Origin of the sequence: Bosea sp. (in: a-proteobacteria), from assembly GCF_023953965.1 — a bacterium.
Classification (GTDB): Bacteria; Pseudomonadota; Alphaproteobacteria; order Rhizobiales; family Beijerinckiaceae; genus Allobosea.
In genome coordinates, this window is record NZ_JAMLIX010000002.1 from 647,713 (window position 1) to 673,715 (window position 26,003).

Below are 26,003 nucleotides of genomic sequence, written 5' to 3' on the forward strand. Positions count from 1 at the left end.
CGCTCACACTCCGAGATAATGGTGCAGCTTGCCGACATTGCGATCGAGCATCGCGTTGTCGAACATGTCGACGACGCGGCCGTGCTCGACGACATAGTGCCGGTCGGCCACCTTCTGCGCGAAACGGAAGTTCTGCTCGACCAGCAGGATCGTGAAGCCGCGTTCGCGAATGGTCTGGATCAGGCGCGCGATCTGCTGGACGATCACGGGCGCGAGCCCCTCGGTCGGCTCGTCCAGCAGCAGCAGCCGCGCCCCCGTGCGCAGGATCCGGGCGATGGCGAGCATCTGCTGCTCGCCGCCGGAAAGCCGCGTGCCCTGGCTGTTCGCCCGCTCCTTCAGATTGGGGAAGATCGCGTGGATCGTATCGATATCGAGCCCGCCGGCGGCGATGCGCGGCGGCAGCATCAGGTTCTCGGTGACGGACAGGGTCGCGAAGATTCCGCGTTCCTCGGGGCAGAAGGCGATTCCGCGCTGCGCCACCTTGTCGGCGCGCAGATGGACGGTTTCCTCGCCCTCGAAGCGGATGCTGCCGCGGCGCTGGTCGATCAGCCCCATGATGCTCTTCATCGTCGTCGTCTTGCCCGCGCCGTTGCGGCCGAGCAGCGTGACGACCTCGCCGGCACGCACCTCCAGCGATATGCCGTGCAGGACATGGCTCTCGCCATACCAGGCCTCGACCCGGTCGAGCTGGAGCATGGCCGGCCCTGGTTGATCGGCGTTCATTCCGGGCTTCCCAGATAGGCGTCGATGACATCGGGATTGGCCGACACGGCGGCATAGTCGCCCTGCGCCAGGATCCGGCCCCGCGTCAGGACGGTGATTTCGTCGCACAACCCCTCGACCACCGAGAGATTGTGCTCGACCATCAGGATGGTCCGGCCCTTCCGGACGCGGCGGATCAGGCCGACGATGCGCTCGACATCCGCCTGGGTCATGCCCGCCGTCGGCTCGTCGAGCAGCAGCATCGACGGGTCCAGCGCCAGGGTGGTCGCGATCTCGAGCGCCCGCTTGCGGCCATAGGAGAGCAGGGCTGCTTCCGCATCGGCGTGATCGCTAAGGCCGACCTCGTCGAGCAGGTCCATGGCGTCGCCGTCATATTGATCGAGCACCGTCTCGGAGCGCCAGATGTCGAAGGAACGTCCTCTGCGCCGCTGCAGCGCCAGGCGCACGTTCTCCAGCGCCGTCAGCTTTGGAAAGATCGAGGAGATCTGGAAGGAGCGGACCATGCCGAGCCTTGCGACGGCAGGCGCATCCAGCGCGGTGATGTCCCGGTCGCGAAAGCGGATCGTGCCGCGCGTCGGCGGCATGGATTTGGTCAAGAGGTTGAAGCAGGTCGTCTTGCCCGCCCCGTTGGGGCCGATCAGCGCGTGGATCGTGCCCTCGTGGATCGTCAGATCGACCGAATTGACGGCGATGAAGCCGGAGAATTCGCGCGTCAGGCCCCGCGCTTCCAGGATTGCGTCAGACATGTTTGTCCTCAAGGCGGATGCGGGTGCCGCCGCGCGGCGCCCGCTTGGGCGTGATCCGCCTCACTTGATCAGCGGGCAGCCTTCCTCGTTCAGCGGCTTGTAGGCATCGGCGCCCTTGATGGTGGCGACGAGCTTGTAGACGTCGAACTTCGACTTCGACTCGGCCGGCGTCTTCACCTGGAAGACGTAGACGTCACGCACGAGACGGCCGTTGGGGCGCACGACGCCGTTCTTGATCATGAAGTCGTTGACCGGCAGCTCCTTCATCTTGGCGGCGACGGCCGAGGCCTCGACGCTGCCGGCGGCCTGCACCGCCTTGAGATAATGCATGATGGCGCCATAGACGGAGGCCTGGTTGACGCTCGGCGGCATGCCCTTCTTTTCCTGGAAGCGCTTGCTCCAGGCCCGGGTCTCGTCGTTCAGGTCCCAGTAGTAGGGCTCCATCAGGGTCAGGCCCTGGGCCGTGTCGAGGCCGATGGAGACGATGTCGTGAAAGGCCGCGTTCAGGGCCGCGATCTTCTGCTTGCCGCCGATGCCGATGCCGAATTCATTAGCCTGCTTCAGGGAGTTCGCCGTGTTTTCGCCGGCATTGGCCAGCGCGATCACGTCGGCGCCCGACGCCTTGGCGCCGATGATGTAGGAGGAGAAATCGGTCGCCTCGATCGGATGCTCGACACCGCCGACGACCGAGCCCCCGGCCGCGTCGATGACCTCCGTCGCGTCCCGCCTCAGGATCTGGCCGAACGTGTAGTTGGCACCGATGAAATACCATTTCTTGGCGCCGTCCTTGACCATCATCTTCGGCAGGACCGAGGCCATGACCGCCGTGTCGTTCATCCAGTGGAACGAATAGGGCGTGCAGAACTTGCCGGAGAGATCGTGGACGACGCCCCCGACATTGATGAACATCTTCTGCTTCTGCTTGGAAATTTCCTGCACCGCGAGCGCGACGGCGGAATTGGGCGTATCCGCGACGAGGTCGAAGCCCTGATCGTACCATTGGCGAGCGATCGAGGCGCCGATATCCGCCTTGTTCTGATGGTCGGCCCCCGAGATCTCGATCGGCCGGCCCAGGACCTTGCCGCCGAAATCGTCGACGGCCATCTGGGCGGCGATCACCGAGCCCTTGCCGTTCGCGTCGGAGACGATGCCGGACTGATCGTTGAGGATTCCGATGCGGATCGGCGCCTGCGCCTGCGCCTGTGCCTGCCCTGACCATTGCAGCGCCAGCAACATGACAGAAGCGGCGGTCATTCCTGCTTTGAACATCATGCTGTAACCTCCCGATGCTGGCCTCATGGGCCCTGCGTTCTTAGGTGCGGTCTTGTCGCCGCCTTGGGTGAAGCGCTTCACATCCGGCGCGCAGACCGGCAATGCAGCGCCGGAGCGGCGCCGCATCGAGACAGATCAGGCTGGACGTCAGGAGAACCAATTCCGAAACCGGTTTAGACCGGTATTTTTCTTTACCCTAGTGATACCGGCCCGCCAAGCATTTTTTGCACATTGCCGGCGTTAGTCGATCATTGATCCGCCGGGTGGCGGATCCGGCTCATGCCTGGTCGAAGGCCTCGCGCGCGTTGCGGAAGGCGTCCATCGCCGCCGGCACGCCGGCATAGACGGCGACCTGCAGGAAAACCTCCCGGATCTCGTCCTTGGTGACGCCGTTGCGCAGGGCGCCCCTGACATGCAGCCTCAGTTCATGCGGCCGATTGAGGACGGCGATCATCGCCAGGTTCAACAGGCTGCGGGTCTTCCTGGACAGGCCTTCGCGGGCCCAGACGGCGCCCCAGCAGAACTCGGTCGACAGATCCTGCATCGCGCGGTTGAAATCGTCGGCGCTCGCCATCGACTTGTCGACGTATTCGGCGCCGAGCACCTCGCGCCTGACCTTCATGCCCGCTTCGTAGGTTTCGCTCGCCATGATCGTCTCCTTCACGCCGAGGGCCCGGCGCCGATTTCGACGCCCGCCCATTCCTCGTAGATGCGCGCGACCTCGGTGAAATCGGAGGCCGGCCCGAACTTCGCGTTGGTCGCGGCCATCATCTGGCGCACCAGCGATCCCAGAAGCATCGGCACGCCCAGATTCTCCGCCTCGTCGACGCAGAGGCGCGCGTCCTTGTAGGCGAGCGCGGTCGCGAAGCCGTAGTCGAAGCCGCGCGTCACGACCGCGCGCGGAAACTTGTCCTGCGTCGCGCTGTTGCGGCCGCTGCCGGCATTGATGATGTCGAGAAGGATGGCGGGATCGAGCCCGGCCTTCACGCCCATCGTCATCGCTTCCGCGGTGATGACGAGGGCTGTCGTCGACAGCATGTTGTTCGCAAGCTTCGCGGCCTGGGCGAGGCCCGGCCGGGTTCCCGTGCGAAAGATGCGCCCGAGCGGCGCGAGCACCGGCTCGGCTTCGGCGTAGAGCGCGTCCGTGCAGGACACCATCACCGCAAGCGTTCCGCCCTCGGCGCCCCTGGGTCCGCCGCTGACCGGCGCCTCGACCCAGCCGACGCCGCGCTGGGCGAGCGCGGCCGCCGTCGCCGTGGCGGCTTTCGGCCCGATCGTCGAGAGATCGATCACGGTCCTGACCCGCGAGGACCCGGACAAAAGGCCGTCGGGAGCGAACAGCACATCGTCGACGACCGCGGCGTCGGGAAGGCTGAGCAGGACCGTCTCGGCCATCTCGCCAAGCTGCGCGAGGCTGCCGGCCCGGCGCAATCCATGCTGACCGGCCGGCGCGGCGGGATCGTAGCCCACGACCGCGTGCCCGGCCGCGACGAGGCGGCCCGCCATCCGGCTGCCCATGCGGCCGAGGCCGACGAATCCAAATGTTTGAGCCATCCGCCGCCCCTTTCGCCTCACCAGGAGGCTGCGATGTATTGCGTCTCGAGGAATTCGAGCAGCCCATGCGAGCCGCCCTCGCGGCCCAGGCCGCTCTGCTTGACGCCGCCGAAGGGAGCCGCGGGGTCGGAAACCAATCCGCGATTGAGCCCGACCATCCCGCTTTCCAGGCGGCCCGCGACCCGCAGCCCCCGCTTGAAATCGCCGGTATAGACGTAGCCGACCAGACCGTATTCGGTATCGTTCGCCAGCGCCACGACCTCGTCCTCGCCGTCGAACGGCACGACGGCCGCGACCGGGCCGAAGATCTCTTCCCTGAGGATCGCGGCCGAAGACGGCACTTCGGCCATGACGGTCGGCGGATAATAATACGGCCAGGCGGGCGCGGCCGCCTGCGTGACCACGCGCGCGCCGGCGCTGACCGCGTCCGCGACCAGGCGCCCGACCTTCTCCACGGCCGCGACCGTGATCAGCGGGCCGCATTGGGTCGCCTCGTCGCGGCCGGGGCCGACCCGCAGGCTGCCCATGCGCTCCGCCAGCCGGTCGACGAAGGCGTCGTGAATGCCGCGCTCAGCGAAAAACCGGTTTGCGGCGGTGCAGGCCTCGCCGCCGTTGCGCATCTTGGCGATCATCGCTCCCTCGACGGCGGCGTCGAGATCGGCGTCGTCGAACACGATGAAAGCTGCGTTGCCGCCGAGTTCCATCGAGCAGCTGATGACCTGGTCGGCGGCCTCCCTGAGCAGAAGCCGGCCGACGGATGTCGACCCGGTGAAGGAGAGCTTGCGCACGCGCGGATCATGCAGCATCGCGCTGACGACCGGTCCGGCGCGCGTCGTCGCGACCACGTTGACGACCCCGGCCGGCACCCCGGCCTGCCGCATGATCTCGGCGAGAGCCAGCGCCGTCAGCGGCGTTTCCGCCGCCGGCTTCAGGATGCAGGTGCATCCTGCCGCGAGGGCGGGCGCGATCTTCCGCGTCGCCATCGCGGCCGGAAAGTTCCAGGGCGTGACCAGCACGCTGATGCCGATCGGGCGGTGGTCGACGAGCAGGCGGTTGGCCCCCGTCGGCGCAAGGCCCAGGCTGCCATGAGCCCGCACGGCTTCCTCGGCATACCAGCGGAAGAATTCGGCGGCATAGGAAACCTCTCCGCGCGCATCCGCGATGCTCTTGCCGTTCTCGAGCGAGATCAACTGGGCGAGCCGCTCGTGCTGCGCGAGGATCGCCTCGAATATCGACATCAGCAGCTCCGCCCGCCTGCGCGGAGCGGTTTCGGCCCAGCACTCCGCCGCCGCCGCGGCAGCGTCGACGGCTGCGATGGCGTCCTCTATCGACGCGTCGGCAACCTCGGCGACCGCAGCGCCCGTCGCCGGGTCGATGACCTTGAAGCGGGACATCTCCGCGGCGTCCCGCCAGATGCCGCCGATCAACAGTTGCCGAGGCACGCCGGCAGGCGGGTTGTCGCGCTCGAATTCCGGAAGCACAGTCGCGGTCGCGTGCATCTGACCTCCAATGTCCTGAGTGAGCGGAGCAGTGATTGGTATTGCTACCGGTGTCAATATCAACCAATATGGTTTAAACCGATCGAGGAAATTGTGACGAACAAGCTCTGGGCCTACATCGAGAGTGAGCGACTGACACCGGGCGATCGGCTCATGGCCGAACGCGATCTTGCCGCGCATCTTTCACTGCCGCGGACAGCGCTGCGGCGTATGCTGGCGGAGCTTGAAGGTGCCGGCATGATCGTCCGCGAGATCGGGCGGGGCACCTTCATCGCCGGCTCGGCCGGCCCGCCGCGCCTGGGCGGCCGGCGGCAGGGCCCGCCCGCGCAATCCCTGGACTGGCTCGCGAATACGAACCCGACGGAGGTTTTCGAGACCCGCCTGACGATCGAGCCGCAACTGGCGCATATGGCGGCGCAGCGCGCGACGCCCGAGCATATGCGGGAGATGAGCGAGGCGATCGAGCGTGGCCGGCGGGCGCAGTCTCTCGGCGAATTCGAGCATTGGGATTCGAAGTTTCACAGCGTGGTCGCCAAGGCGGCGCGCAATGAGTTGATGCTTGCCGTCTATGAGCTGATCAGCTCGGTCCGCGCGGGCAATCTCTGGGGCAAGCTGAAGGAGCAGAGCCTCACGCCGCAGCGGATGGAAGGTTACGTGGCTGACCACGAGGTGATCACGACGGCGATCCGTGATCGCGATCACCAGAGGGCGGAAGAGGCGATGACGTCGCATATCTTCAAGGCAAGAAACAACATGTTCAATCTGGACTGAAGCGGCAACCCACGGCGGTGGCCCGTCCCCATGAATTTGACTTTTGCGCGCAATGGTCATGAATTAGGAGGCGGTTTGCGCATCCTGCCCGGGTCCGTCCCGGGGGCGCGGACGGTCGAAAGCCCGGCCTCCAGGCTGCGGGACCCGGGCTTTCGACGAAGGATCACCCCTTTTTCTCCCCCGACGCTGAGAGACGCTTTCGAATGACCGAACCTTACAAGGGCATCCTGCCGATCGCGCCGACGATCTTCCACGAGAACGGCGACCTCGATAGCGAGGGCAACAGGCGCGTCATGGACCTGATGGTCGATCAAGGCGTCGACGGCATCTGCATCCTCGCCAATTTCTCGGAGCAGTTCCTGCTCACCGACGACGAGCGCGATGAGGTCATGCGGCTTTCGCTGGAGCAGGTCGCGGGCCGCGTGCCCGTGATCGTCACCACCTCGCATTTCTCGACGCGTGTCGCCGCCGCCCGCGCCAAGGCCGCGGCTGCTGCCGGCGCTAAGATGCTGATGATGATGCCGCCCTATCACGGCGCGCTGCTCAAGGCCGACGAGCAGGGCATGATCGAGCATTTCAAGGCGGTGGCCGACGCCTGCGGTCTCCCGATCATCCTGCAGGACGCGCCGCTTTCGGGCGTGACCATGACCGTGCCCTTCATGATCCGGCTGGGCAAGGAGGTCCCGCTCGTCCGCTATTTCAAGATCGAGATGCCCGGCACCGCGAACAAGCTGCGCGCGCTGATCGAGGCTGGCGGCGATGCGGTCGTCGGCCCCTTCGATGGCGAGGAGGCGATCACCTTGATGGCCGATCTCGATGCCGGCGCCACCGGCACGATGACCTCGGCGATGATCCCCGATCTGATCAAGCCGATCCTCGCCGCCCATGCCGCCGGCGATCGCAGGCAGGCGATGGCGCTCTATGCCCGCGTCCTGCCGATCATCAATTACGAGAACCGCCAATGCGGCCTGCGCTCGGCCAAGGCGGTGATGAAGGAAGGCGGGGTCATCAGGTCGGAGGCCGTGCGCCATCCGCTGGCGCCGCTGCATCCGAAGACGCGCGAAGGGCTGATCGAACTCGCCCGCGAGCTCGATCCGCTGGCGCTGCGCTGGGGCCGCTAGATCATCGCGCGTCCTGCCGGCAAGGTCCGGTCACGGCTCGGCCCGGAAAAATGCGGAATTGTTCCGGGCGACCTGATAGGGGAAGGGAATTCTCCCGACCAGCCGGCAGGAACTCATGCAGATTCTCCCCGATTTCGACGAGCGGATCGATCGCCGCGGCACCCATTCGGCCAAATGGGACAAGATGGAAGCCGTCTATGGCGTGCCGGCCGGGGATGGCATCGCGATGTGGGTGGCGGATATGGACTTCCGCCCGCCGGCCTGCGTGCAGGCGGCCCTGGATGCGATGACCGCTCACGGCGTCTACGGCTATTTCGGGGATGAGCGGGCCTATCTCGCGGCGATCCGCTGGTGGATGTCGAACCGGCATGGCTGGGAGGTCTCGCCCGCTTCGATCTTCACCACCCACGGCCTGGTGAACGGCACGGCGCTGTGCGTCGAGGCCTATACGAAGCCCGGCGACGGCGTCGTGCTGATGACGCCGGTCTACCATGCCTTCGCGCGGATCGTCGCCGCCTCGGGGCGCCGGGTCGTCGAATGCCCGCTGGCGCTGGATCAGGGACGCTACGTCCTCGACATCTCCGCCTGGGACGACGCGATGACCGGGGCCGAGCGCATGCTCATCCTCTGCTCGCCGCATAATCCGGGCGGGCGGGTCTGGTCGCGGGAGGAGCTCCGCGAAATCGCCGCCTTCTGCCGGCGCCACGACCTCGTCCTCGTCTCTGACGAGATCCACCACGACCTCGTCATGCCCGGCCGGACGCACACCGTGATGCCGCTCGCGGCGCCCGAGATCGTGGATCGCCTCGTCATGATGACGGCGACGACCAAGACCTTCAACATCGCCGGCGCCCATGTCGGCAACGTCATCATCCCCGACGAGCGGCTGCGCGGGCCGTTCCGCGGGCGCATGGAGGCGCTCGGCATCTCGCCGAACTCCTTCGGCATGGCCATGGCGAGCGCCGCCTACAGCCCTGAGGGCGCCGCCTGGGTCGATGCGCTCACCCTCTATCTCGACGGCAACCGCCGCCTCTTCGATGCCGGCATCGCGGCCATTCCCGGCCTGCGCTCGATGCCGCTCGAAGCAACCTATCTCGCCTGGGTGGATTTCTCCGGGACGGGGATGGAACCGGCCGAATTCACCGCGCGCGTCGAGAAGCAGGCGAGGATCGCCGCCAATCACGGCCCGAGCTTCGGCAAGGGCGGCGAAAGCTTCCTGCGCTTCAATCTGGCGACACCGCGCGCGGTGGTGGCGGAAGCGGTCGAGCGGCTGAAGGGCGCCTTCGCCGACCTGCAATAGTCGCGTCCGGTTTAGGACGCACGGCGGTCTAGATCAGCCCCAGGAGGTGCAGGCCGACGAATGAGCCTGCTCCGGCCGCGATCAGCAGCAGCGGGTTGATGGGCGTCAGCATCAGCAGGGCCGTCGAGGCGATCGCGGTGCCGCGGCCGAGCCAGCCGCTGTCGAGCGACTGGACCAGGACGTAGCTCGCCGCCAGGATCGCTCCGGCCGCGACCGGCCTCAAACCCCTTTCGAGGGCGCGCAGCAGGCGCGCCCCCTCATAGCGCGACCAGAGATGGGCGACGCCGTAGATCAGGAAGGCCGTCGGCCCGAAGATGCCGGCGGTGGCCGCGACCGCGCCCCAGAAGCCGGCGATCTGCCAGCCGATCAGGGTCGCGATCAGCGAGCCGGGCCCCGGCGCCAGCCGCGCGATCGCGAAGGCATCGACGAATTGCGCGGCGTTCATCCACTGATGCACCTCGACGACCTGGCGGTGCATGTCGGCGACGGCGCTCTGGCCGCCGCCGATGGTCACCAGCGAGAGCGGCAGGAAGACGAGGAGGATGCCGAGGGGCTGGGGCTGCATCGCGTCGTGCTCAGCTCTCGCGATAGGCGATGGCGACGCTGAGCGAGCCGGCGGCGAGCACGGTCCAGATCAGCGGCCATTTCAGGATCGCCACCGCCACGAAGGTCAAGGCCATGATCGCGAGCGGGAACAGCCGGCGCGGCACCCGTCGCGCCGCGGTCAGCCCCATCGCCAGCGACAGCCCGATCGCCGCGGCGGCCGCGCCGCCGAGCGCGACATGGCTGAGCTCATAGCCGCCGAGCGCGGAAAAGAGGCTGCCGATCAGCACGATGAGGAAGGCCGACGGCACGACCATGCCGAGCCAGGAGGCGATCGCGCCCTTGCGCCCGCCGAGCTTGTAGCCGATCCAGATCGCCATGTTGGTGACGTTGACGCCGGGCAGGGCCTGCGCGATCGACAGCCCGTTGAGAAAATCCTCCTCGCTCATCAGCCGGCGCCGCTGCACGAATTCCCGCAGGAGCCAGCCGCTCAGGCCGCCGCCGAAGCTGGTCAGCCCGATCCGCGCGAAGATCAGGAAGAGTTGCGGCGCGCTCGGGCGCTCGGCCAGGATATCCGGCATCGGGTTCAAGCCATCACCGGGGTGGGGCGTCGGGCCGCCGCAGGGTGCGCCGGACGGCGCGCTTCAGCTGGGCGCCGGCCTTGCGCACGATCTCGCGGTTGCCGGGCCTGGCCCCCTGGCCGCCCTGCGAGGCGGCGGCAAACGGCAGGGGCGGCTCGCCGCCTTGCAGCGCCGGCGCCGGCGGGGCCGCCAGGCCTGAGTCGACATAGGCCTTGATCGGCAGATGGTCCGAGGCGACGCGCGCGAGCGGCGTGTCGTGGACCGCGACCTCGGAGAGGATCTCCGGGCGGTCGGCGATGATCCGGTCGAGCGCCAGGAGCGGCAGCCCGGCCGGGAAGCTCGGCACCGGCATCGGCATGGTGCCGAAGGCCGCATCGAGCGCGCTCAGCGCCGAGCGGCCGCCGAGGCGCCATTCGTTCAGGTCGCCGACGAGCAGGGTGGGGCGTGCGTCGCGGCTGCGCATCAGCCCGAGGATCATGCGTGCCTGCTGCGAGCGCGAGCGCCTGAGCAGCCCCAGATGCGCCGCGACGATCCGAAGCGCCGCGCCGCTTTCCAGGTCGATGTCGACGACGAGCGCGCCGCGCGGCTCCAGGCCCGGCAGCGAGACCTGGTGGACGTCGCGCACCAGCCCCTGTCGGAACAGCACGACATTGCCGTGCCAGCCATGGGCGGCGGCGTTGGCGTTCGCGACCGGCACCGGCACGAGGCCGGTCTCCTCCTTCAGCCGCGCGAGGTCGAGCAGGCCCTGGCGGGCGCCGAAGCGCTTGTCGGCCTCCTGCAGGGCGATCACGTCCGGCGCGATCTCGCGGATCACCTGCGCGATCCGGCCAGGATCGAAGCGGCCATCGACGCCGACGCATTTATGGACGTTGTAGGAAGCGATGAGCGTGCCGGCGGGGCGCCGCTGCGCGCCGGCCGGCAGGGTGCCGGGGCGGTTCCGGCGCTGGCGCAGCGAGGCGATGATGCTGGCGGGCAGGCTCTGCTTGTTCTTCTTCTGCATCGTTCCGCCGGCTCGTGCTCCGGAGCTGCCCCGCTCGACGGTGTCGGGAATCGGGTTGGTCCGGCTCATAGATAGGGTGAGCCGAGCCAGATCAGCCTGTCGACCAGACGCATGACATAGGGCCGGGCGCAAAGCCCGACAAGCGTGACCGGGGTCGCGCTTGCCATCACCGCCTCGATCCGGCGCTCGATCGCCTCGGCGAAGCCGTGGTCGAGGATCTCGAGATCGATCTCGAAGTTCAGCCTGAGCGAGCGCGGATCGAGATTGGAGGAGCCGACATAGGCCCAGCTCCCGTCGATGGCCAGCAGCTTGGAATGGTCGAAGGCGCCGGTGGAGCGCCAGATCCGGCAGTAGTTCTTCAGGATCTGGTCGAATTGCGCGGTCATCGCCCGGTCGACCAGCACGAGGTTGTTGACCGAGGGCACGACGATGTCGATGTCGACGCCGCGGCGCGCGGCGGTGACGAGCGCGCTGATCAGCTCCTGGTCGGGCAGGAAATAGGGCGACATGATCCTGACCGAATGGCGCGCCACCGACAAAGCCCCCGTCAGCAGCTTGTGATTGGTCTCCAGATAGGAATCCGGCCCCGAGGGCACCGCGCGCGCCAGCACCGCCATGCCGCCCGCCGCCGGGGGCGGAATCTTCCAGACCGGGCCGGTGAGCGATTCACCGGTGGCGAAGCACCAGTCCTCGGCCGCGACGGCGAAGAGATCGGCCACCACCGGCCCCTCGATGCGGAAATGCGTGTCATGGGCGAAGGCGTCGCCGGCGAATTCGCGGGTGAACCCCTGGCGGATGTTCATGCCGCCCATGAAGCCGATCGTGCCGTCGACGACGATGATCTTCCGGTGCGTCCTGAGATTGGCATAGGGCAGCCTCAGGCCCATGATGATGTTGCCGTTGAAGACGTCGACCGCGATCCCGCCCTCGCGCAGATGCCCGGCGATGCTCGGCACCGAATAGCGCGCGCCGACCGCATCGATCAGCACCCTGACCGCGACGCCGCGCCGCCCGGCCTCTATCAGCGCGTCGGCGATGCGCAGGCCGATCGGATCGCGGTCGAAGATGTAGCTTTCCAGGATGATGCTGCGCTCAGCCGCCGCGATCGCCTCGAGCATCGCGCCATAGGCCGCATCGCCCGTCTCCAGCGTCTCGATGCGGTTGCCGGTGGTCAGCGGGTGGCGGGCGACGCGGTCGCCGAGCGTCTTGAGCGCGAGGAAGCGCCGGCCGAAATGCGTCGCCAGCGCCCCGTCCTCGACATGGAAATCGGCCGCCGCCATGCCGTGGCCGGGGCGCTGGGCGAGCAGCGAGGCGCGCCGGATGCGGTTGATCCCGACGATGGCGTAGAGCAGCGGCCCGACGATGGGCGAGAGGATGATGACGCCGACCCAGCCGATGGCGGCGCGCACCTCGTCCTTCGTCATCACCGCATGCGCCCCGGCGATGCTCGCCATCACGACCGAGATGACGGCGAGGATATGCGGCCAGTAGGTCGAGAGAATCTCCCACATTCCAACGAGGCTAGGACGAATCCGGTGCGATGACAAAGACTTGCGTCGTTGCGCTCGATCCGAACCACCGCTGTCATTCCGGGGCGTGCCTTAAGGCGCGAACCCGGAACCCACGACCGGGTGAGATTTCTCATGCCCGGTTGAGAGCCGCCCGCCCGGTCGTGGGTTCCGGGTTCTTCGCTACGCGAAGCCCGGAATGACAACGGTATGGCAAGCGTCCATCGCCTGGAGGAGGCGCCCGCGAGACTTGGACTCGCCTTCCGGCAAAAGGTGTTCTATAAGAGAACAAAGAGAGAACAATCGCCTTGCCTCCATGCCAGAGACCGCACCGACCCTGTCCGATCTGCGCCGCAGCCTTGCCGAGGCCGCCTTGCGCGGCGGCCCGGCCGCGGCCGGGCGGATCGGGCTGGGCGTGCCGGCGCTGGACGCGGTCCTGAACGGCGGGCTCAAGCGGGCGGCGCTGCACGAGGTCTATGCCGGCGCGGTCGCCGATCTTGCCGCAGCGACCGGCTTTGCGCTCGGGCTCGCCCTGCGGGCGGGGCAGGAGAAGGCTGCCGGGCGGCCGATCCTCTGGGCACGGCAGGATTTCGTCGATGCGGAGGCCGGGCGGCTGCATGCGCCGGGGCTCGGCGAGCTCGGCCTCGATCCGGGCCGCCTGCTGCTGGTCAGGGCGCGCGAGGCAGAGGGCGTGCTGCGGGCGGGCGCGGAAGGCGCGCGCTGCCCGGCGCTCGCCGCCGTGCTGATCGAGCCCTGGGGCGAGCCGCGCCCTTTCGACCTGACGGCGAGCCGGCGGTTGTCTCTGGCGGCGGAAGGCTCTGGCGTGCCGGTGCTCTTGCTGCGCGTGGCGGCGGCGCAGGCGCCGAGCGCGGCGCAGACGCGCTGGCAGGTGAGGGCGCTCGCCTCGCGGGCGCTGGAGGCGAACGCGCCGGGTGCCCCGGCCTTCACTGCCAGGTTGCTGCGCCAGCGCGGCGGCGCGGGCGAGCGTGAGTGGCGTGTGGAGTGGGACCGTGACCGATGTGCTTTCACTGAGCGACCCGTTTTCGACCGATCCGACAGGCTCGAGCCCCGCAGAACCGATGCCGCGCCGCTATCTCGCCCTCTGGTTCCCTTTCCTGGCGACGGACAGGTTGCGGCGGACGGGCGCGATACCGGCCTGCGGCGGGCGGGTTGAGAAGCCGCACGTCCTCGTCGAGACGCAGCACGGCGGCCTGCGCCTCGTCGATTGCGACCCTTGCGCCGTTCGGCTTGGCCTGACGCGGGGGCTGACGCTCGCCGATGCCCGCGCCCGCATCCCCGATCTCGTCGCGCTGGAGGCGCAGCCGCGGGCGGATTTGGACTTCCTCGAAGCGCTCGCCGGCTTCTGCGACCGGTTCACGCCGCTGGTCGCCTGCGACGAACCGCACGGCCTGATCCTCGACATCACCGGCTGCGCCCATCTCTTCGGCGGCGAGGCGGGCATGATCGATCGCGTGGGGCATGCCATGCGGACGATCGGCCTTACGCTGAAGGCCGCCATCGCCGGCACGCCCGACGCTGCCCGCGCCTCCTCCCGCTTCGGGGGCGGCGGCATCGTCCCGCCGGGGCGGGAGGCGGAGATGCTCTGCCCGCTGCCGGTCGCAGTGCTGGAGGTGGAGCCTGAGACCGTGATCGCGCTCTCCCGCGCCGGCCTGAAGACGCTTGCCCATCTCGCGGCGCGCCCTTCCGCGACCCTTTCCGCCCGCTTCGGCGAGGTGCTGGTAAGGAAGCTTCGGCGCATCCTCGGCCATGAGGATCGCCGCATCACCCCCTTGCGCCCGCCGCCCGACTGCGTGGTCGAGCGTCATTTCGCCGAACCCTTCGCCGATGCCGCGAGCCTGGAGGCCGTGGTCGCCCGGCTGGTCGGGGAGGCGGCGCGGGTGCTGGAGGCGCGTGGCGAAGGCGGGCGCGTCTTCGAATTCGCCTTCTTCCGCAGCGACGGCGCGGTGCGCCGCCTCGCGATCGAGACCGGCCGCCCCTCGCGCGAGGGCAAGGCGCTGCTCAGGCTCTATCGCGAGCGCATCGCGACGCTGGCCGATCCGCTCGATCCCGGCTTCGGCTTCGATGCGATCAGGCTTGCCGTGCCGCTCTGCGAGCCGCTGGCCGCGCCCCAGCACAGCCTCGACGGCCGCGCCGTGGAGGAGGAGGCGGTGGCCGATCTGGTCGACCGCCTCACCGCCCGCTTCGGCCGCGACCGGGTGCTGCGCTTCGCGGCGCAGGACACCCATCACCCCGTCCGGGCGGCGAAGGCGCTCCCGGCCGCAGCGCCGCGGCCGGAAACGCCCTGGCCCGAGCCCGAGCCGGACGAGCCGCCGGCCCGCCCCTTGCAGCTCTTCGAGCCGCCGCAGCCGGTCGAGGCCATCGCCGAGGTGCCGGACGGCCCGCCGATCCGCTTCCGCTGGCGCCGCCTCGTCCATGACGTCGCCCGCGCCGAGGGGCCGGAGCGCATCGCCCCCGAATGGTGGCGCGACGGCAGCGACGAGCCGATGCGCGACTATTACCGCGTCGAGGATGCGCAAGGCCGCCGCTTCTGGCTCTACCGTACCGGCTTCCACGATGCCGACGGTGCTCCGCCGCGCTGGTTCCTGCACGGGCTCTTCGCATGAATCAGAACGAGAATACCTTCGCCGAACCCGTTGCGGCGACTCATTTTTCCTTCCTGCGCGGTGCCTCGCCGGGGGCGCATATGGTGCTGAGCGCGCTGCTCATCGGCCATGCCGGCATCGGCATCGCCGACCGCAACACGGTGGCGGGCGTCGTGCGCGCCTGGGCGGCGCTCCGGCAGTTGCGGGAGGACGGCCTGCCGGCGCCCGACAAGGTCAGGGAAGGCGGCAGCCCCGGCGAATATCTCTGGGTCGAGAACCCCGATTTCGCGGAGCTGCCTTTCACGCCCGGGCAGATGAAGGCGCTTGCCCTCCGCTTCAAGCTCGCGACCGGCACCCGCCTCGTCTTCGCCGACGGCACGTCCGACATCGTCGCCTATCCGGCCAACCGTGCCGGCTGGGGCAGGCTGTGCCGGCTGCTCAGCCTCGGCAACCGCAAGGAGGGTGTGAAGAAGGGCGAGTGCCGCCTCATCCTCGACGACCTCCTGACCGATGCCCGCGACCTGCTGCTGATCGCGATGCCGGGCCGCAGGCCGGACAGCCTCGCCGCGCTGCTCGCACGCCTCGACGAGGCCGCGCCCGGCGCGGTCTGGCTCGGCGCCGCCATGCACCGGCTGGGCGACGACCGCCGCCGCCTCGCGCGGCTCAAAGGCATCGCCGCCGCGACCCGCACCCCGCTGATCGCGACCAATGACGCGCTCTATGATTCCAGCGCCCAGCGCGACCTCCAGGACGTGCTCACCTGCATCCGCGAGGGCGTCACGATCGAGCGGGCCGGGCGGCTGCTGGAGATGAATGCCGAGCGCCACCTCAAGCCGCCGCGCGAGATGGCCCGCCTGTTCCGCGACGCGCCCGAGGCGATCGCCGAGACGCAAGCGCTGTTCTCCCGCGTCGGGTTCGATCTCGGCGAGCTCACCTATGAATATCCCGACGAGCCGGTCCCGCCCGGCTGGAAGGATCGGGACTGGCTCGTCGAGCTCGTCCGCCGCCGCAGCCTGATCCGCTATCCGGGTGGCGTGCCCGACAAGGTCGAGAAGCTCCTGGCCAAGGAGCTTTCGCTGATCGAGACGCTGGATTACGCCCGCTATTTCCTGACCATCAGCGACATCGTCGATTTCGCCGAGAGCCGGGGCATCCTCTGCCAGGGCCGCGGCTCGGCCGCCAATTCCGCCGTCTGCTACGTGCTCGGCATCACCGCCGTCGATCCGGCCGAGAACGACGTGCTGTTCGAGCGCTTCATCTCGGCCGAGCGCCGCGAGCCGCCCGATATCGACGTCGATTTCGAGCATGAGCGGCGCGAGGAGGTGATCCAGTGGATCTACGGCAAATACGGCCGCGAGCGCGCCGGCATCGCCGCCACCGTGATCCATTACCGGCCGCGCAGCGCCATCCGCGAGGTCGGCAAGGTGCTGGGCCTGACCGAGGACGTCACCGCCCGCCTCGCCGACACGCAATGGGGCAGCTGGGGCGATGGGATCGGCGACAGCCGCATCCGCCAGGCCGGGCTCGACCCGGCGAATCCGACGATCCGCCGCGCCGTCGATTTCGCCACCCGGCTCCTGGGCTACCCGCGCCATCTCTCGCAGCATGTCGGCGGCTTCGTCCTGTCGCGCGGGCGGCTCGACGAGACGGTGCCGATCGGCAACGCCGCGATGGCGGATCGCACCTTCATCGAATGGGACCGTGACGACATCGACGAATTGCGCCTGATGAAGGTCGATGTGCTGGCGCTCGGCATGCTGACCTGCATCCGCAAGGCGTTCGACCTGATCGCGGAGCATGAGGCGAAGCCCTACGAGCTCGCGGATTTCAAGGACGGGGATGAAGCCACCTACGACATGCTCTGCGAGGGCAAGTCGCTCGGCGTCTTCCAGGTCGAGAGCCGGGCGCAGATGAACATGCTGCCGCGGCTCAGGCCGAGGGAGTTCTACGATCTCATCATCCAGGTCGCGATCGTCCGCCCCGGCCCGATCCAGGGCAACATGGTGCACCCTTACCTGAAGCGGCGGGCGAGGATCGAGGAGGTGGTCTTTCCAAAGCCCGCGCCTCCTCATGATGCCGACGAGCTTCACGGGGTCCTGAACAAGACGCTCGGTGTTCCGCTCTTTCAGGAGCAGGCGATGAAGCTCGCCATGGTGGCTGCGGAATTCTCCGATATCGAGGCCAACGGCCTGCGCAAGGCGATGGCGACCTTCCGCAATGCCGGCACCATCGGCAATTACGAGGCGATGATGGTCGAGCGCATGGTCGCGCGCGGCTATGAGCGCGACTTCGCCCGGCGCTGCTTCGAGCAGATCAAGGGCTTCGGCAGCTATGGCTTCCCGGAGAGCCACGCCGCCTCCTTCGCCAAGCTGGTCTACATCTCCTCCTTCCTGAAGCGGTGGCACCCGGCCGCCTTCGCCTGCGCATTGCTGAACTCCCAGCCGATGGGCTTCTACGCCCCGGCCCAGATCGTGCGTGAGGCGCAGGAGAACGGCGGGGTCGAGCCGCGGCCGGTCGATGTGAATGCGAGCGGCTGGGACAACCGGCTGGAACGTCTGGATGAACAGGACATCGTCATCCCGGGCGACTGTAGGAAGACCCGGGATCCATGTCGCGAGGGGGTGAAAAAACACCCCTTCGCGCTGCGCCTCGGCTTTCGCCAGGTCGACGGCTTCAAGAAGGAATGGGGTTTCGCCATCGAAAAGGCGGGAGGGGAAGGCGCGTTCCGCGACGTCGAGGAACTGATGCGCCGGGCCGCCCTGCCGGCGCGCGCCATGCGCCTCCTCGCCGATGCCGATGCCTTCCGCTCGCTTAGCCTCGACCGGCGCGAGGCGCTCTGGGCCGTGCGCCGCCTGCCGGACGATGGCGCGCTGCCGCTGTTCCAGGCGGCGCGCGCCCGCGAGCTGGGGCAGGAGCCCGCCATGGCGCTGCCCGTCATGCCGCTCGCCGAGCATGTCGTCGCCGATTACCAGACGCTGCGCCTGTCGCTGAAGAGCCACCCGATGGCGTTCCTGCGCTCGCGCTTTCGTCGCGAGGGCGTGCTGAGCTGTGCGCAGATCGAGGCGAAGTCCGATTCAGCCTTTGCCCGCACCGCCGGCATCGTGCTGGTGCGCCAGCGGCCGGGCAAGGGCAACGCCGTCTTCGTCACGCTGGAGGACGAGACCGGCATCGCCAATGTCGTGATCTGGGCGCGGCTGTTCGAGCGCTTCCGCCGCGAGGTCATGGGCGCGCGGCTGATGCTGGTCGAGGGCCGGGTGCAGAAGAGCCCCGAGGGCGTCGTCCACCTCATGGCCCGGCGCATCGCCGACCGCTCGCCCGATCTGCTTTCGCTGTCGGACACGCACCGCGCCGAGATGCCCATGTCCGTCGACGAGTTGAGGAACCCGCCGCCGCCGCGCCATCGCCACCCGCGCAACGTCCGTATCCTGCCGAAATCGCGGGATTTCCATTGAGGCGGCGAAGGGCCGCCCGATGCTAGAACAAGGAGCTAGTGTCCCTCGGTGTGGCTGCGGCGGCCCGAGGGCGTGACGTCGGGAATGGTCGGCATCATCGGCTTGCGCTCCCCGAACGGATGGGCCGAAGGCGGGTTGCGCCGCAGGCGGAAGGCGAGATAGGCGCCGGTCGCCGCCGAGAGCAGCCCGAAATAGACCAGGAGGCCCTGCGGCCCGATGACCTGCATGAAGGTGGTCGAGACCAGCGGGCCGATGGCCGAGCCCGTGGCCCACAGGAAGAGGAGCTGCGCGGACAAGCCCAGTGCCCGCTCGGGGCCGAGCCGGAAATAGGCATGCGCGACGGCGACCGCGTAGATCGGCATCGCGCCCGCGCCGATCAGCGCGAACAGGCCGAACAGCCAGAACCGGGCATAGGGCAGCGCAAGCCAGATCACCGTGCCGAGCGCCATCGAGCAGAGCAGGACCGAGATCGCCGCGCCCAGCATGATCTTGCGGCTCTCGACGCGGTCAGCCAGCAGGCCGAGCGGCCATTGCAGCAGGAGCGCGCCGATCTGGATGCCGGCGGTCAGCAGGATCGCCCAGGCCTGGTCGAGGCCGATCAGGATGCCGTAGGCCGGCACGATATTGGTCAGCGTGGCGCCCATCAGCCCGGTATAGAGGCAGCCGATCACCGAGGCCGGCGCATATTGCCACATCGTGTTGAGCCTGACCGAGATGACCTTGCCCGATTCCGGCCCCTTGGCGTGGGTCATGCCGACGGGGATCAGGGCGATCGAGAAGGCCGCGCTCGCCAGCAGGAAGATGTCGTGCGATTGCAGCGCGACATAGCCGACGCCGATCTGCGAGCCGATCAGCGCCAGGCGGTTGAGGATCTGGTAGAAGCCGAACAGGCGCCCGCGCTGGCCGGGCTTGGCCTGGCCGCTGATCCAGGTCTCGATGCAGATCGCATGGCCTGCACCGGCGAAGCCCATGCCGAGCCGCGCCGCGCCCCAGAGATCGAGCGGGGTGAGCGCAAAGCTCAGCGTGAACACCGCCTGCAGGGCCGAGAAGACCGCGAAGGCGCGGATATGCCCGACGCGGCGGATGAAGGCGGGGACCACGAAGCACCCGGCGAGGAAGCCGACGGAATAGGCGGAGCCGACGAGGCCGATCAGCAGCGGCGGCATCTGCTCCAGCGCCATCTTGAGCGGCACGACCGTGTTCACGATGGTCGCGGCGATCTGGAGAATCAGCGCGCCGCTGACGATCGCGCCCAATGCGGCGACTGAACTCGTCCTCGGCTCGGCTGGCTCACTCACAGCGGTCCCGGCCTCCTGTTGAGCCGCCATGGAAGCCTGCCGGCCCGGCGGTTGCAACCTCCGCGGTTACGATAGCTGCGACATAGCCGATTCGATGGCCGGGGCGGGAAATATGGCGCCAGATTCAGCGATTCGGTTCACCGCCGGTTAACCAAGAGGGCGCCTTATCGAAGCGGAACGACATTCGGGTTCGGCCAGTGGCCGCCGGGCGTGGCGTAAGCGTATCGAGAGTGCGGCGGATGAGCTATGCGACCTATGTGCGGGAAGGCGGCATACCCTATGTGCGCTCGCGCCGCCGCAACCGCCGCCAGCCCCTGCTGAAAGGCCTCCTCCTCGCAGCCGCACTGGCCGGCGGCGTCATGTCCGGCTTCTGGATGCTGGGGCCGGATGCGCCGGAAACCGAGATGGCGCGCGCGCCCGCCGCCCTTGTGCCCGCCGCCCCTGCGCCACAGGCTCCCGCCTATAGCGGCCTGCTCGATCCGGCCCTGTCGGGCGGGAAGGCTGCTTCCTTCGTCCGGGGGGCTCCCTTCCGCGCCGCCTTCCAGCCGGCGCCGCCCGTGGCCGCCGAGCCGGCCTTGCCTCTGCCGCCGCAGCCTCAGGTCACGCTGGCGGAGACGGTCGCGCCCCTGCCGGTGCCGCGCCCCTCGGACCTGCTGGCGAACCGCGATGCTCCGCCGCCGCGCCTGGCGCAGCCCACGCCGTCCCGGCGCAACCGCGCCGCCGCCGCCCAGCCGACGCCCGAGGACAACCGCAATTTCTTCGAGAAGCTCTTCGGCGTATCGAAACAGCCCGCCGGGACCGCGCTCGCCTATGCCGCGCCGCAGGACGAAGTCCTCGACCGTGGCCGCGTCACCCGTCTCAGCCCCTCGGCCGGCACGCCGCCGCGCACCGCCGAGGCCGGCACGGCGATCTACGATATCGCTGCCAGGACGGTCCACATGCCGAACGGAGAGCGGCTGGAGGCCCATTCCGGCCTCGGCGAGATGATGGACGACGTCCGCTACGCCCATGTCCGGATGAAGGGCGTCACCCCGCCGCACACCTACACGCTGACCGAGCGCGAGGCGCTGTTCCACGGCGTGCGCGCCATCCGGCTGAACCCGGTCGGCGGCAGCGGGGCCATCCACGGCCGCGCCGGCCTGCTCGCCCATACCTATCTGCTCGGGCCGCGCGGCGACTCGAACGGCTGCATCTCCTTCAAGGACTATGACCGCTTCCTGCAGGCCTTCCTGCGCGGCGAGGTGAAGCGCATCGTCGTGGTGGCGAGCCTCTGACCGGGCGAAGGCGGGCTGCGCTTCAGCCGCGCGCCGCCTTGGGCGGCTTCTTCTCCGCCTTCTTCGCGGGTGCCTTCTTGGCCGGTGCCTTCTTGGCTGGTGCCTTGGGCTTCGCGGCGCCTGCGGCCTTGGCCTTGCCCTTGGCGCCGCCCTTCGCCTCGGCCTTGGCGTTCACCAGCGCGATCGCCTGTTCGAGCGTGACGCTTTCCGGCGCCATCGCCTTGGGCAGCGTCGCGAAGATCTTGCCCCAGGCGACATAGGGGCCGTAGCGCCCGGCCTTGACCTCCAGCGCCCCGCCGGAAGGATGCTCGCCCAGCGCCCGGCCCGGCGTCGCGGGGCGTCCACCGCGCCCGCCGCCGCTCTCCTTGGCGACGATCAGGTCGATGGCGCGGTTGGCGCCGAGCTCGAGCACGTCGTCGCCCTTGTCGATATTGGCGTAGACCTTGCCGTGCTGCACGTAGGGCCCGAAGCGCCCGATGCCGACCAGGATCGGCTCGCCGCTCTCGGGATGCCTCGCCACCTCGCGCGGCAGCGAAAGCAGCGCCAGCGCCTTTTCCAGCGTCACGCTCGCCGGGCTCATGCCCTTGGGCAGGCTGGAGCGCTTCGGCTTCTCGCCCTCGCCGAGCTGGATATAGGGGCCGAAGCGGCCGTCGCGCAGCGTGACTTCGAGGCCCGTCACCGGATCGGTGCCGAGGATGCGCACGCCGGGCGTGCCCTGTCCGCCCTCGGCCGAGGCCTCGCCATCGGCGGCGGGCACGGAGAGGGGCCGCGTATAGCGGCATTCGGGATAGTTCGAGCAGCCGACGAAGGCGCCGAACTTGCCGAGCTTCAGCGAGAGCTGGCCGTTGCCGCAGTTCGGGCAAACGCGCGGATCGGAGCCGTCGGCCTTCTTCGGGAAGATGTAGTCGCCCAGGATGCCGTTCAGCGCCTCCAGCACGTCGCCGACGCGCAAATCCTTGGTCTCGCCGATCGAGGCGGTGAACTCCTCCCAGAAGGCGCGCAGCAGCGCCTTCCAGTCGACCTCCGCATTGGAGACGCGGTCGAGGTTCTCCTCGAGATTGGCGGTGAAGTCGAACTCGACATAGCGCTTGAAGAAGCTTTCGAGGAAGGCTGTCACCAGCATGCCCTTGTCCTCGGGCACGAGGCGCTTCTTCTCGATGCGGACATATTCGCGGTCGCGCAGCGTCGAGAGCGTCGCGGCATAGGTCGAGGGCCGGCCGATGCCGAGCTCCTCCATGCGCTTGACGAGGCTCGCCTCCGAGAAGCGCGGCGGCGGCTCGGTGAAATGCTGGTCGGCGGTAATAGCGCGCTTCTCCAGCCGGTCGCCCGCCTTCATCGCCGGCAGCTTCTTCGAATCCTCGTCCTCCTCGTCGTCACGGCTTTCCTGATAGAGCGTCAGGAAGCCGTCGAAGAGCACGACCTGCCCCGAGGCGCGCAGCTCGAGATTGCGCGCGCCGACTTTTGCCGCGATGTCGACCGTGGTGCGTTCCATCTCGGCCGATTCCATCTGGCTGGCGATGGTGCGCTTCCAGATCAGCTCGTAGAGCCTGGCCTGCTCCGGTTCGAGATGGCGCGTGACCATCGCCGGCAGCCGGCCGAGATCGGTCGGGCGGATCGCCTCGTGGGCCTCCTGCGCGTTCTTGGCCTTGACCGTGTATTTGCGCGGCACGTTCGGCACGTATCTGTCGCCGAACTCCTTGCCGATGACGCGGCGCGCCGCGGCGATGGCCGAGCCGTCCATGTCGACGCCGTCGGTTCGCATATAGGTGATGAGCCCGACCGTCTCGCCGCCGATGTCGACGCCCTCATAGAGGCGTTGCGCCAGCTGCATCGTCCGCGCCGGGGCGAGGCCGAGCTTGCGCGAGGCTTCCTGCTGCAGCGTCGAGGTCTGGAAAGGCGGGTAGGGGTGGCGCTTGACCGGCTTCGCCTCGACCTCGGTCACCGTGAAGAGGGCACTTTCCAGCGCCTCCTTGAAGGCTTTCGCCTCCTCGGCCGTACCGATGTCGAGCCTCGCGATCTTCTTGCCGTCGGCGCCGACGAGGCGGGCCTCGAAGGTCTGGCCGGATTGCGTGGCGAGCGTCGCCACCAGCGACCAGTATTCGCGCGGGCGGAATGCCTCGATCTCGCGCTCGCGGTCGCAGACGAGGCGCAGCGCCACCGACTGCACCCGGCCGGCCGAGCGGGCGCCCGGAAGCTTGCGCCACAACACCGGCGAGAGCGTGAAGCCGACGAGATAGTCCAGTGCCCGCCGCGCCAGATAGGCATCGACCAGCGCCTGGTCGATCGCGCGCGGATTGGCCAGCGCCTTCTGCACGGCGTCCTTGGTGACGGCGTTGAAGGTGACGCGCTCGACGGCTATGCCCTTCAGCACGCGCTTCTGGTTCAGCGCCTCCAGCACGTGCCAGGAGATCGCCTCGCCCTCGCGATCCGGGTCGGTGGCGAGAATCAGCTTCTCGGCGCCCTTCACGGCGCGCGCGATCTCGGCGACCTGCTTGGCGCCGCGGCCCTCGATCTCCCAGGTCATGGCGAAGTCGTTGTCCGGCTCGACCGAGCCGTCCTTGGCCGGCAGGTCGCGGATATGGCCGAACGAGGCGATGACCTCGTAGTCGGAGCCGAGATATTTGTTGATCGTCTTGGCCTTGGCCGGCGACTCGACGACGAGGAGCTTCATGATGCGTGGTCTCGACAACAGGTCTTCCGGAGCGCGGAGCCGGCCCGGGACGGGGCGGTTCCGCGACCGGCAAGGCTCCGGCGGTTCGGAATTGCGCGCGAAAGTGGGTCAGCGGAGAGGCCGTGTCAAACGGCGAATGCGCTTTGCGTGTCGTACAGGACCGTTTAGAGCCTTTCGCGGTGCATCGCCGTCACATGGGGAGAAAAGCGTGTCGTCGCAAGCACAGATCAGGCGCCTGACGGCGCTCGACATCACGAGCCGCAAGGCGGCCGAGCCGATCGTGACGCTCACCGCCTATACCGCGCCGATGGCGGCGCTGGCCGACCGCCATTGCGATATCCTGCTCGTCGGGGATTCGCTGGGCATGGTCGTGCACGGCCTCGACAGCACCGTGGCGGTGACGCTGGAGATGATGATCCTGCACGCGCAAGCCGTGATGCGCGGCTCGCGAAGGGCGCTCGTCGTCGTCGACATGCCCTTCGGCAGCTATGAGGAGAGCCCCGGGCAGGCGTTCCGCAACGCCGCCCGCGTCATGCGGGAGGTGGGCTGCGGGGCGGTGAAGCTCGAGGGCGGGCAGCGCATGGCGCCGACGATCCGCTTCCTCGTCGAGCGCGGCATCCCGGTGATGGGCCATGTCGGGCTGACGCCGCAGGCGGTGAACGTGCTCGGCGGCTTCAAGGCGCAGGGGCGCAACCGCGCGCAATGGCCGGCGATCGGCGCCGACGCCGCGGCTGTCGCCGAGGCCGGCGCCTTTTCCGTGGTGCTGGAGGCGATCGCCGAGCCGCTCGCGGTCGAGATCACCGCCGCGGTCGCGATCCCGACCATCGGGATCGGCGCCTCGGCGGCCTGCGACGGGCAGGTGCTCGTGCTCGACGACATGCTCGGCCTGACCGGGCGCGTGCCGAAATTTGTGAAGCTCTTCGGGGGTCTCGGCGAAGCCGCCGACAAGGCGATGGCGGATTACGCCGCCGAGGTCCGCGCCCGGCGCTTCCCGGGGCCGGGGCATGTCTATGCGGTGAAGGACTAGGCGCTACCCCTGTCGTTCCGGGGCGCGCCGCAGGCGCGAACTCGGAATGACGCTGTTGCTACCACGCCCGCTTGCGCGGCGCCCGACTCGCGCCTAAACAGCCTGCTTCAAATGACATCGCCAGCACCGCTCTATCCGCACCGCCATCTCCTCGGGATCGAGGGGTTGTCCCATCTGGACATCGAGGCTCTTTTGGACAGGGCGGAGGACTATGTCGCCCTCTCCCGGCAGGTCGAGAAGAAGGCGGCGACGCTGCGCGGACGGACGCAGATCAACCTGTTCTTCGAGCCCTCGACACGGACGCAGGCCTCCTTCGAGCTCGCCGGCAAGCGCCTCGGCGCCGATGTGATGAACATGTCGGTCGCCTCCTCCTCGGTGAAGAAGGGCGAGACGCTGATCGACACCGCCGCGACGCTCAACGCCATGCGGCCGGACATCATCGTCGTGCGCCATCACGCGGCGGGCGCGGTCAACCTGCTCGCCCGCAAGGTCAGCTGCTCGGTGGTGAATGCCGGCGACGGCGCCCATGAGCATCCGACGCAAGCCCTGCTCGACGCGCTGACGATTCGCCGCAACAAGGGCCGCATCCAGGGCCTGACGGTCGCGATCTGCGGCGACATCCTGCATTCGCGCGTCGCCCGCTCCAACATCATCCTGCTCAATGCGCTGGGTGCCAAGGTCAGGCTGATCGCGCCGACGACGCTCTTGCCGGCCGGCATCGAGCGCATGGGCGTCGCGGTCTTCACCGACATGAACAAGGGCCTCGAAGGCGCTGATATCGTGATGATGCTGCGCCTCCAGCTCGAGCGCATGCACGGCGCCTTCGTGCCCTCGCCGAAGGAATATTTCCGCTATTACGGGCTCGACCATGACAAGCTCGCCCGCGCCGCGCCGGACGCGCTGGTGATGCATCCGGGACCGATGAACCGGGGCGTCGAGATTTCCTCGGCCGTGGCCGACGGCGCCCAGTCGCTGATCCGCGAGCAGGTCGAGATGGGCGTCGCCGTGCGCATGGCGGTGCTCGACGCGCTGGCCCAGCACCTGCCGAACGTCTGAGCGG

The 26,003-nt window shown here is 68.7% G+C and carries 20 protein-coding genes and 1 pseudogene; 9 read left to right on the forward strand and 12 right to left on the reverse strand.

Annotated elements, in window-relative coordinates:
* Positions 1–3: 3 nt before the first annotated feature.
* The 6 genes from M9917_RS18215 to M9917_RS18240 all read right to left on the reverse strand — a co-directional run bounded on the left by M9917_RS18215 (position 4) and on the right by M9917_RS18240 (position 5,794).
* The gene (locus M9917_RS18215) at positions 4–723 is read right to left on the reverse strand and encodes an ABC transporter ATP-binding protein (RefSeq protein WP_297256054.1); all 720 of its coding nucleotides are present in this window, start codon (positions 721–723) and stop codon (positions 4–6) included.
* Positions 720–1,469 carry an ABC transporter ATP-binding protein gene (locus tag M9917_RS18220; protein WP_297256055.1) on the reverse strand — a complete coding sequence of 250 codons (750 nt, stop codon included), beginning with the start codon at positions 1,467–1,469 and terminating at the stop codon, positions 720–722. The genes M9917_RS18215 and M9917_RS18220 overlap by 4 nt, the downstream gene beginning before the upstream one ends.
* Positions 1,470–1,529: 60 nt before the next feature.
* On the reverse strand, positions 1,530–2,723 hold the full coding sequence (locus M9917_RS18225) for an ABC transporter substrate-binding protein (RefSeq protein WP_297256056.1): 1,194 nt from the start codon (positions 2,721–2,723) through the stop codon (positions 1,530–1,532).
* A gap of 295 nt (positions 2,724–3,018) precedes the next feature.
* Positions 3,019–3,390: a carboxymuconolactone decarboxylase family protein gene (locus tag M9917_RS18230; protein ID WP_297256057.1), complete on the reverse strand. Its 372-nt coding sequence runs from the start codon at positions 3,388–3,390 to the stop codon at positions 3,019–3,021.
* An 11-nt stretch (positions 3,391–3,401) separates the two neighbouring features.
* Entirely contained in the window at positions 3,402–4,295 is an 894-nt protein-coding gene (locus M9917_RS18235; RefSeq protein ID WP_297256058.1) for an NAD(P)-dependent oxidoreductase, read from the reverse strand.
* A 17-nt stretch (positions 4,296–4,312) separates the two neighbouring features.
* Positions 4,313–5,794 carry an NAD-dependent succinate-semialdehyde dehydrogenase gene (locus M9917_RS18240; RefSeq protein ID WP_297256059.1) on the reverse strand — a complete coding sequence of 494 codons (1,482 nt, stop codon included), beginning with the start codon at positions 5,792–5,794 and terminating at the stop codon, positions 4,313–4,315.
* Between the two features lie 93 nt (positions 5,795–5,887).
* Between M9917_RS18240 and M9917_RS18245 the strand changes: the two genes are divergently transcribed.
* The 3 genes from M9917_RS18245 (at position 5,888) to M9917_RS18255 (ending at position 8,986) form a co-directional block, all read left to right on the forward strand.
* Positions 5,888–6,565 (forward strand): FadR/GntR family transcriptional regulator, encoded by a 678-nt coding sequence (locus M9917_RS18245; RefSeq protein WP_297256060.1) that lies wholly within the window; start codon positions 5,888–5,890, stop codon positions 6,563–6,565.
* A 203-nt stretch (positions 6,566–6,768) separates the two neighbouring features.
* Positions 6,769–7,686 carry a dihydrodipicolinate synthase family protein gene (locus M9917_RS18250; protein WP_297256061.1) on the forward strand — a complete coding sequence of 306 codons (918 nt, stop codon included), beginning with the start codon at positions 6,769–6,771 and terminating at the stop codon, positions 7,684–7,686.
* Between the two features lie 115 nt (positions 7,687–7,801).
* Entirely contained in the window at positions 7,802–8,986 is a 1,185-nt protein-coding gene (locus tag M9917_RS18255; protein WP_297256062.1) for a MalY/PatB family protein, read from the forward strand.
* 28 nt (positions 8,987–9,014) lie between these two features.
* On the opposite strand, the gene M9917_RS18260 is transcribed toward M9917_RS18255, so the two are convergent.
* The 4 genes and pseudogenes from M9917_RS18260 to M9917_RS18275 all read right to left on the reverse strand — a co-directional run bounded on the left by M9917_RS18260 (position 9,015) and on the right by M9917_RS18275 (position 12,621).
* Positions 9,015–9,551, reverse strand: coding sequence for a chromate transporter (locus tag M9917_RS18260; protein ID WP_297256063.1), 537 nt, complete (start codon positions 9,549–9,551; stop codon positions 9,015–9,017).
* Positions 9,552–9,561: 10 nt separating this feature from the next.
* Complete coding sequence (locus tag M9917_RS18265; RefSeq protein ID WP_297257118.1) at positions 9,562–10,110, reverse strand: chromate transporter; 549 nt, start codon at positions 10,108–10,110, stop codon at positions 9,562–9,564.
* Between the two features lie 199 nt (positions 10,111–10,309).
* Positions 10,310–11,110: pseudogene (locus M9917_RS18270) on the reverse strand (endonuclease/exonuclease/phosphatase family protein); the annotation flags it as partial.
* 65 nt (positions 11,111–11,175) lie between these two features.
* Complete coding sequence (locus tag M9917_RS18275) at positions 11,176–12,621, reverse strand: phospholipase D-like domain-containing protein (protein ID WP_297256064.1); 1,446 nt, start codon at positions 12,619–12,621, stop codon at positions 11,176–11,178.
* Positions 12,622–12,934: 313 nt separating this feature from the next.
* Between M9917_RS18275 and M9917_RS18280 the strand changes: the two genes are divergently transcribed.
* Genes M9917_RS18280 through M9917_RS18290 form a run of 3 tightly spaced genes read left to right on the forward strand, consistent with a single transcriptional unit; the run spans position 12,935 to position 18,673 of the window.
* Positions 12,935–13,792 (forward strand): ImuA family protein, encoded by an 858-nt coding sequence (locus M9917_RS18280; RefSeq protein WP_297256065.1) that lies wholly within the window; start codon positions 12,935–12,937, stop codon positions 13,790–13,792.
* Entirely contained in the window at positions 13,698–15,242 is a 1,545-nt protein-coding gene (locus M9917_RS18285; protein ID WP_297256066.1) for a Y-family DNA polymerase, read from the forward strand. Before M9917_RS18280 ends, M9917_RS18285 begins: the two co-directional genes overlap by 95 nt.
* Positions 15,239–18,673 carry an error-prone DNA polymerase gene (locus M9917_RS18290; RefSeq protein ID WP_297256067.1) on the forward strand — a complete coding sequence of 1,145 codons (3,435 nt, stop codon included), beginning with the start codon at positions 15,239–15,241 and terminating at the stop codon, positions 18,671–18,673. Before M9917_RS18285 ends, M9917_RS18290 begins: the two co-directional genes overlap by 4 nt.
* A 35-nt stretch (positions 18,674–18,708) precedes the next feature.
* Here the strand turns inward: M9917_RS18290 and M9917_RS18295 are convergent, their stop codons facing one another.
* Entirely contained in the window at positions 18,709–19,971 is a 1,263-nt protein-coding gene (locus M9917_RS18295) for an MFS transporter (RefSeq protein WP_297256068.1), read from the reverse strand.
* 239 nt (positions 19,972–20,210) lie between these two features.
* Here M9917_RS18295 and M9917_RS18300 point away from each other — a divergent pair, with 239 nt between their 5' ends.
* Complete coding sequence (locus M9917_RS18300; RefSeq protein ID WP_297256070.1) at positions 20,211–21,245, forward strand: DUF2778 domain-containing protein; 1,035 nt, start codon at positions 20,211–20,213, stop codon at positions 21,243–21,245.
* 22 nt (positions 21,246–21,267) lie between these two features.
* On the opposite strand, the gene topA is transcribed toward M9917_RS18300, so the two are convergent.
* The gene (topA, locus tag M9917_RS18305; protein ID WP_297257119.1) at positions 21,268–23,916 is read right to left on the reverse strand and encodes a type I DNA topoisomerase; all 2,649 of its coding nucleotides are present in this window, start codon (positions 23,914–23,916) and stop codon (positions 21,268–21,270) included.
* Between the two features lie 208 nt (positions 23,917–24,124).
* Between topA and panB the strand changes: the two genes are divergently transcribed.
* Both panB and M9917_RS18315 read left to right on the forward strand, forming a co-directional pair.
* Positions 24,125–24,943 (forward strand): 3-methyl-2-oxobutanoate hydroxymethyltransferase, encoded by an 819-nt coding sequence (panB, locus tag M9917_RS18310; RefSeq protein WP_297256072.1) that lies wholly within the window; start codon positions 24,125–24,127, stop codon positions 24,941–24,943.
* A 111-nt stretch (positions 24,944–25,054) separates the two neighbouring features.
* Complete coding sequence (locus tag M9917_RS18315; RefSeq protein ID WP_297256074.1) at positions 25,055–25,999, forward strand: aspartate carbamoyltransferase catalytic subunit; 945 nt, start codon at positions 25,055–25,057, stop codon at positions 25,997–25,999.
* Positions 26,000–26,003 lie beyond the last annotated feature (4 nt).

Bases quoted from the DNA above. Each gene is read 5' to 3' on its own strand.
- M9917_RS18290 (WP_297256067.1), top strand. From the start codon at position 15,239: ATGAATCAGAACGAGAATACCTTCGCCGAACCCGTTGCGGCGACTCAT.
- M9917_RS18265 (WP_297257118.1), bottom strand. From the start codon at position 10,110: ATGCCGGATATCCTGGCCGAGCGCCCGAGCGCGCCGCAACTCTTCCTG.
- M9917_RS18300 (WP_297256070.1), top strand. From the start codon at position 20,211: ATGAGCTATGCGACCTATGTGCGGGAAGGCGGCATACCCTATGTGCGC.
- M9917_RS18220 (WP_297256055.1), bottom strand. From the start codon at position 1,469: ATGTCTGACGCAATCCTGGAAGCGCGGGGCCTGACGCGCGAATTCTCC.
- M9917_RS18230 (WP_297256057.1), bottom strand. From the start codon at position 3,390: ATGGCGAGCGAAACCTACGAAGCGGGCATGAAGGTCAGGCGCGAGGTG.
- M9917_RS18260 (WP_297256063.1), bottom strand. From the start codon at position 9,551: ATGCAGCCCCAGCCCCTCGGCATCCTCCTCGTCTTCCTGCCGCTCTCG.
- M9917_RS18235 (WP_297256058.1), bottom strand. From the start codon at position 4,295: ATGGCTCAAACATTTGGATTCGTCGGCCTCGGCCGCATGGGCAGCCGG.
- M9917_RS18315 (WP_297256074.1), top strand. From the start codon at position 25,055: ATGACATCGCCAGCACCGCTCTATCCGCACCGCCATCTCCTCGGGATC.
- M9917_RS18275 (WP_297256064.1), bottom strand. From the start codon at position 12,621: ATGTGGGAGATTCTCTCGACCTACTGGCCGCATATCCTCGCCGTCATC.
- M9917_RS18285 (WP_297256066.1), top strand. From the start codon at position 13,698: ATGCCGCGCCGCTATCTCGCCCTCTGGTTCCCTTTCCTGGCGACGGAC.
- M9917_RS18255 (WP_297256062.1), top strand. From the start codon at position 7,802: ATGCAGATTCTCCCCGATTTCGACGAGCGGATCGATCGCCGCGGCACC.
- M9917_RS18225 (WP_297256056.1), bottom strand. From the start codon at position 2,723: ATGACCGCCGCTTCTGTCATGTTGCTGGCGCTGCAATGGTCAGGGCAG.
- M9917_RS18240 (WP_297256059.1), bottom strand. From the start codon at position 5,794: ATGCACGCGACCGCGACTGTGCTTCCGGAATTCGAGCGCGACAACCCG.
- M9917_RS18215 (WP_297256054.1), bottom strand. From the start codon at position 723: ATGAACGCCGATCAACCAGGGCCGGCCATGCTCCAGCTCGACCGGGTC.
- topA (WP_297257119.1), bottom strand. From the start codon at position 23,916: ATGAAGCTCCTCGTCGTCGAGTCGCCGGCCAAGGCCAAGACGATCAAC.
- M9917_RS18250 (WP_297256061.1), top strand. From the start codon at position 6,769: ATGACCGAACCTTACAAGGGCATCCTGCCGATCGCGCCGACGATCTTC.
- M9917_RS18280 (WP_297256065.1), top strand. From the start codon at position 12,935: ATGCCAGAGACCGCACCGACCCTGTCCGATCTGCGCCGCAGCCTTGCC.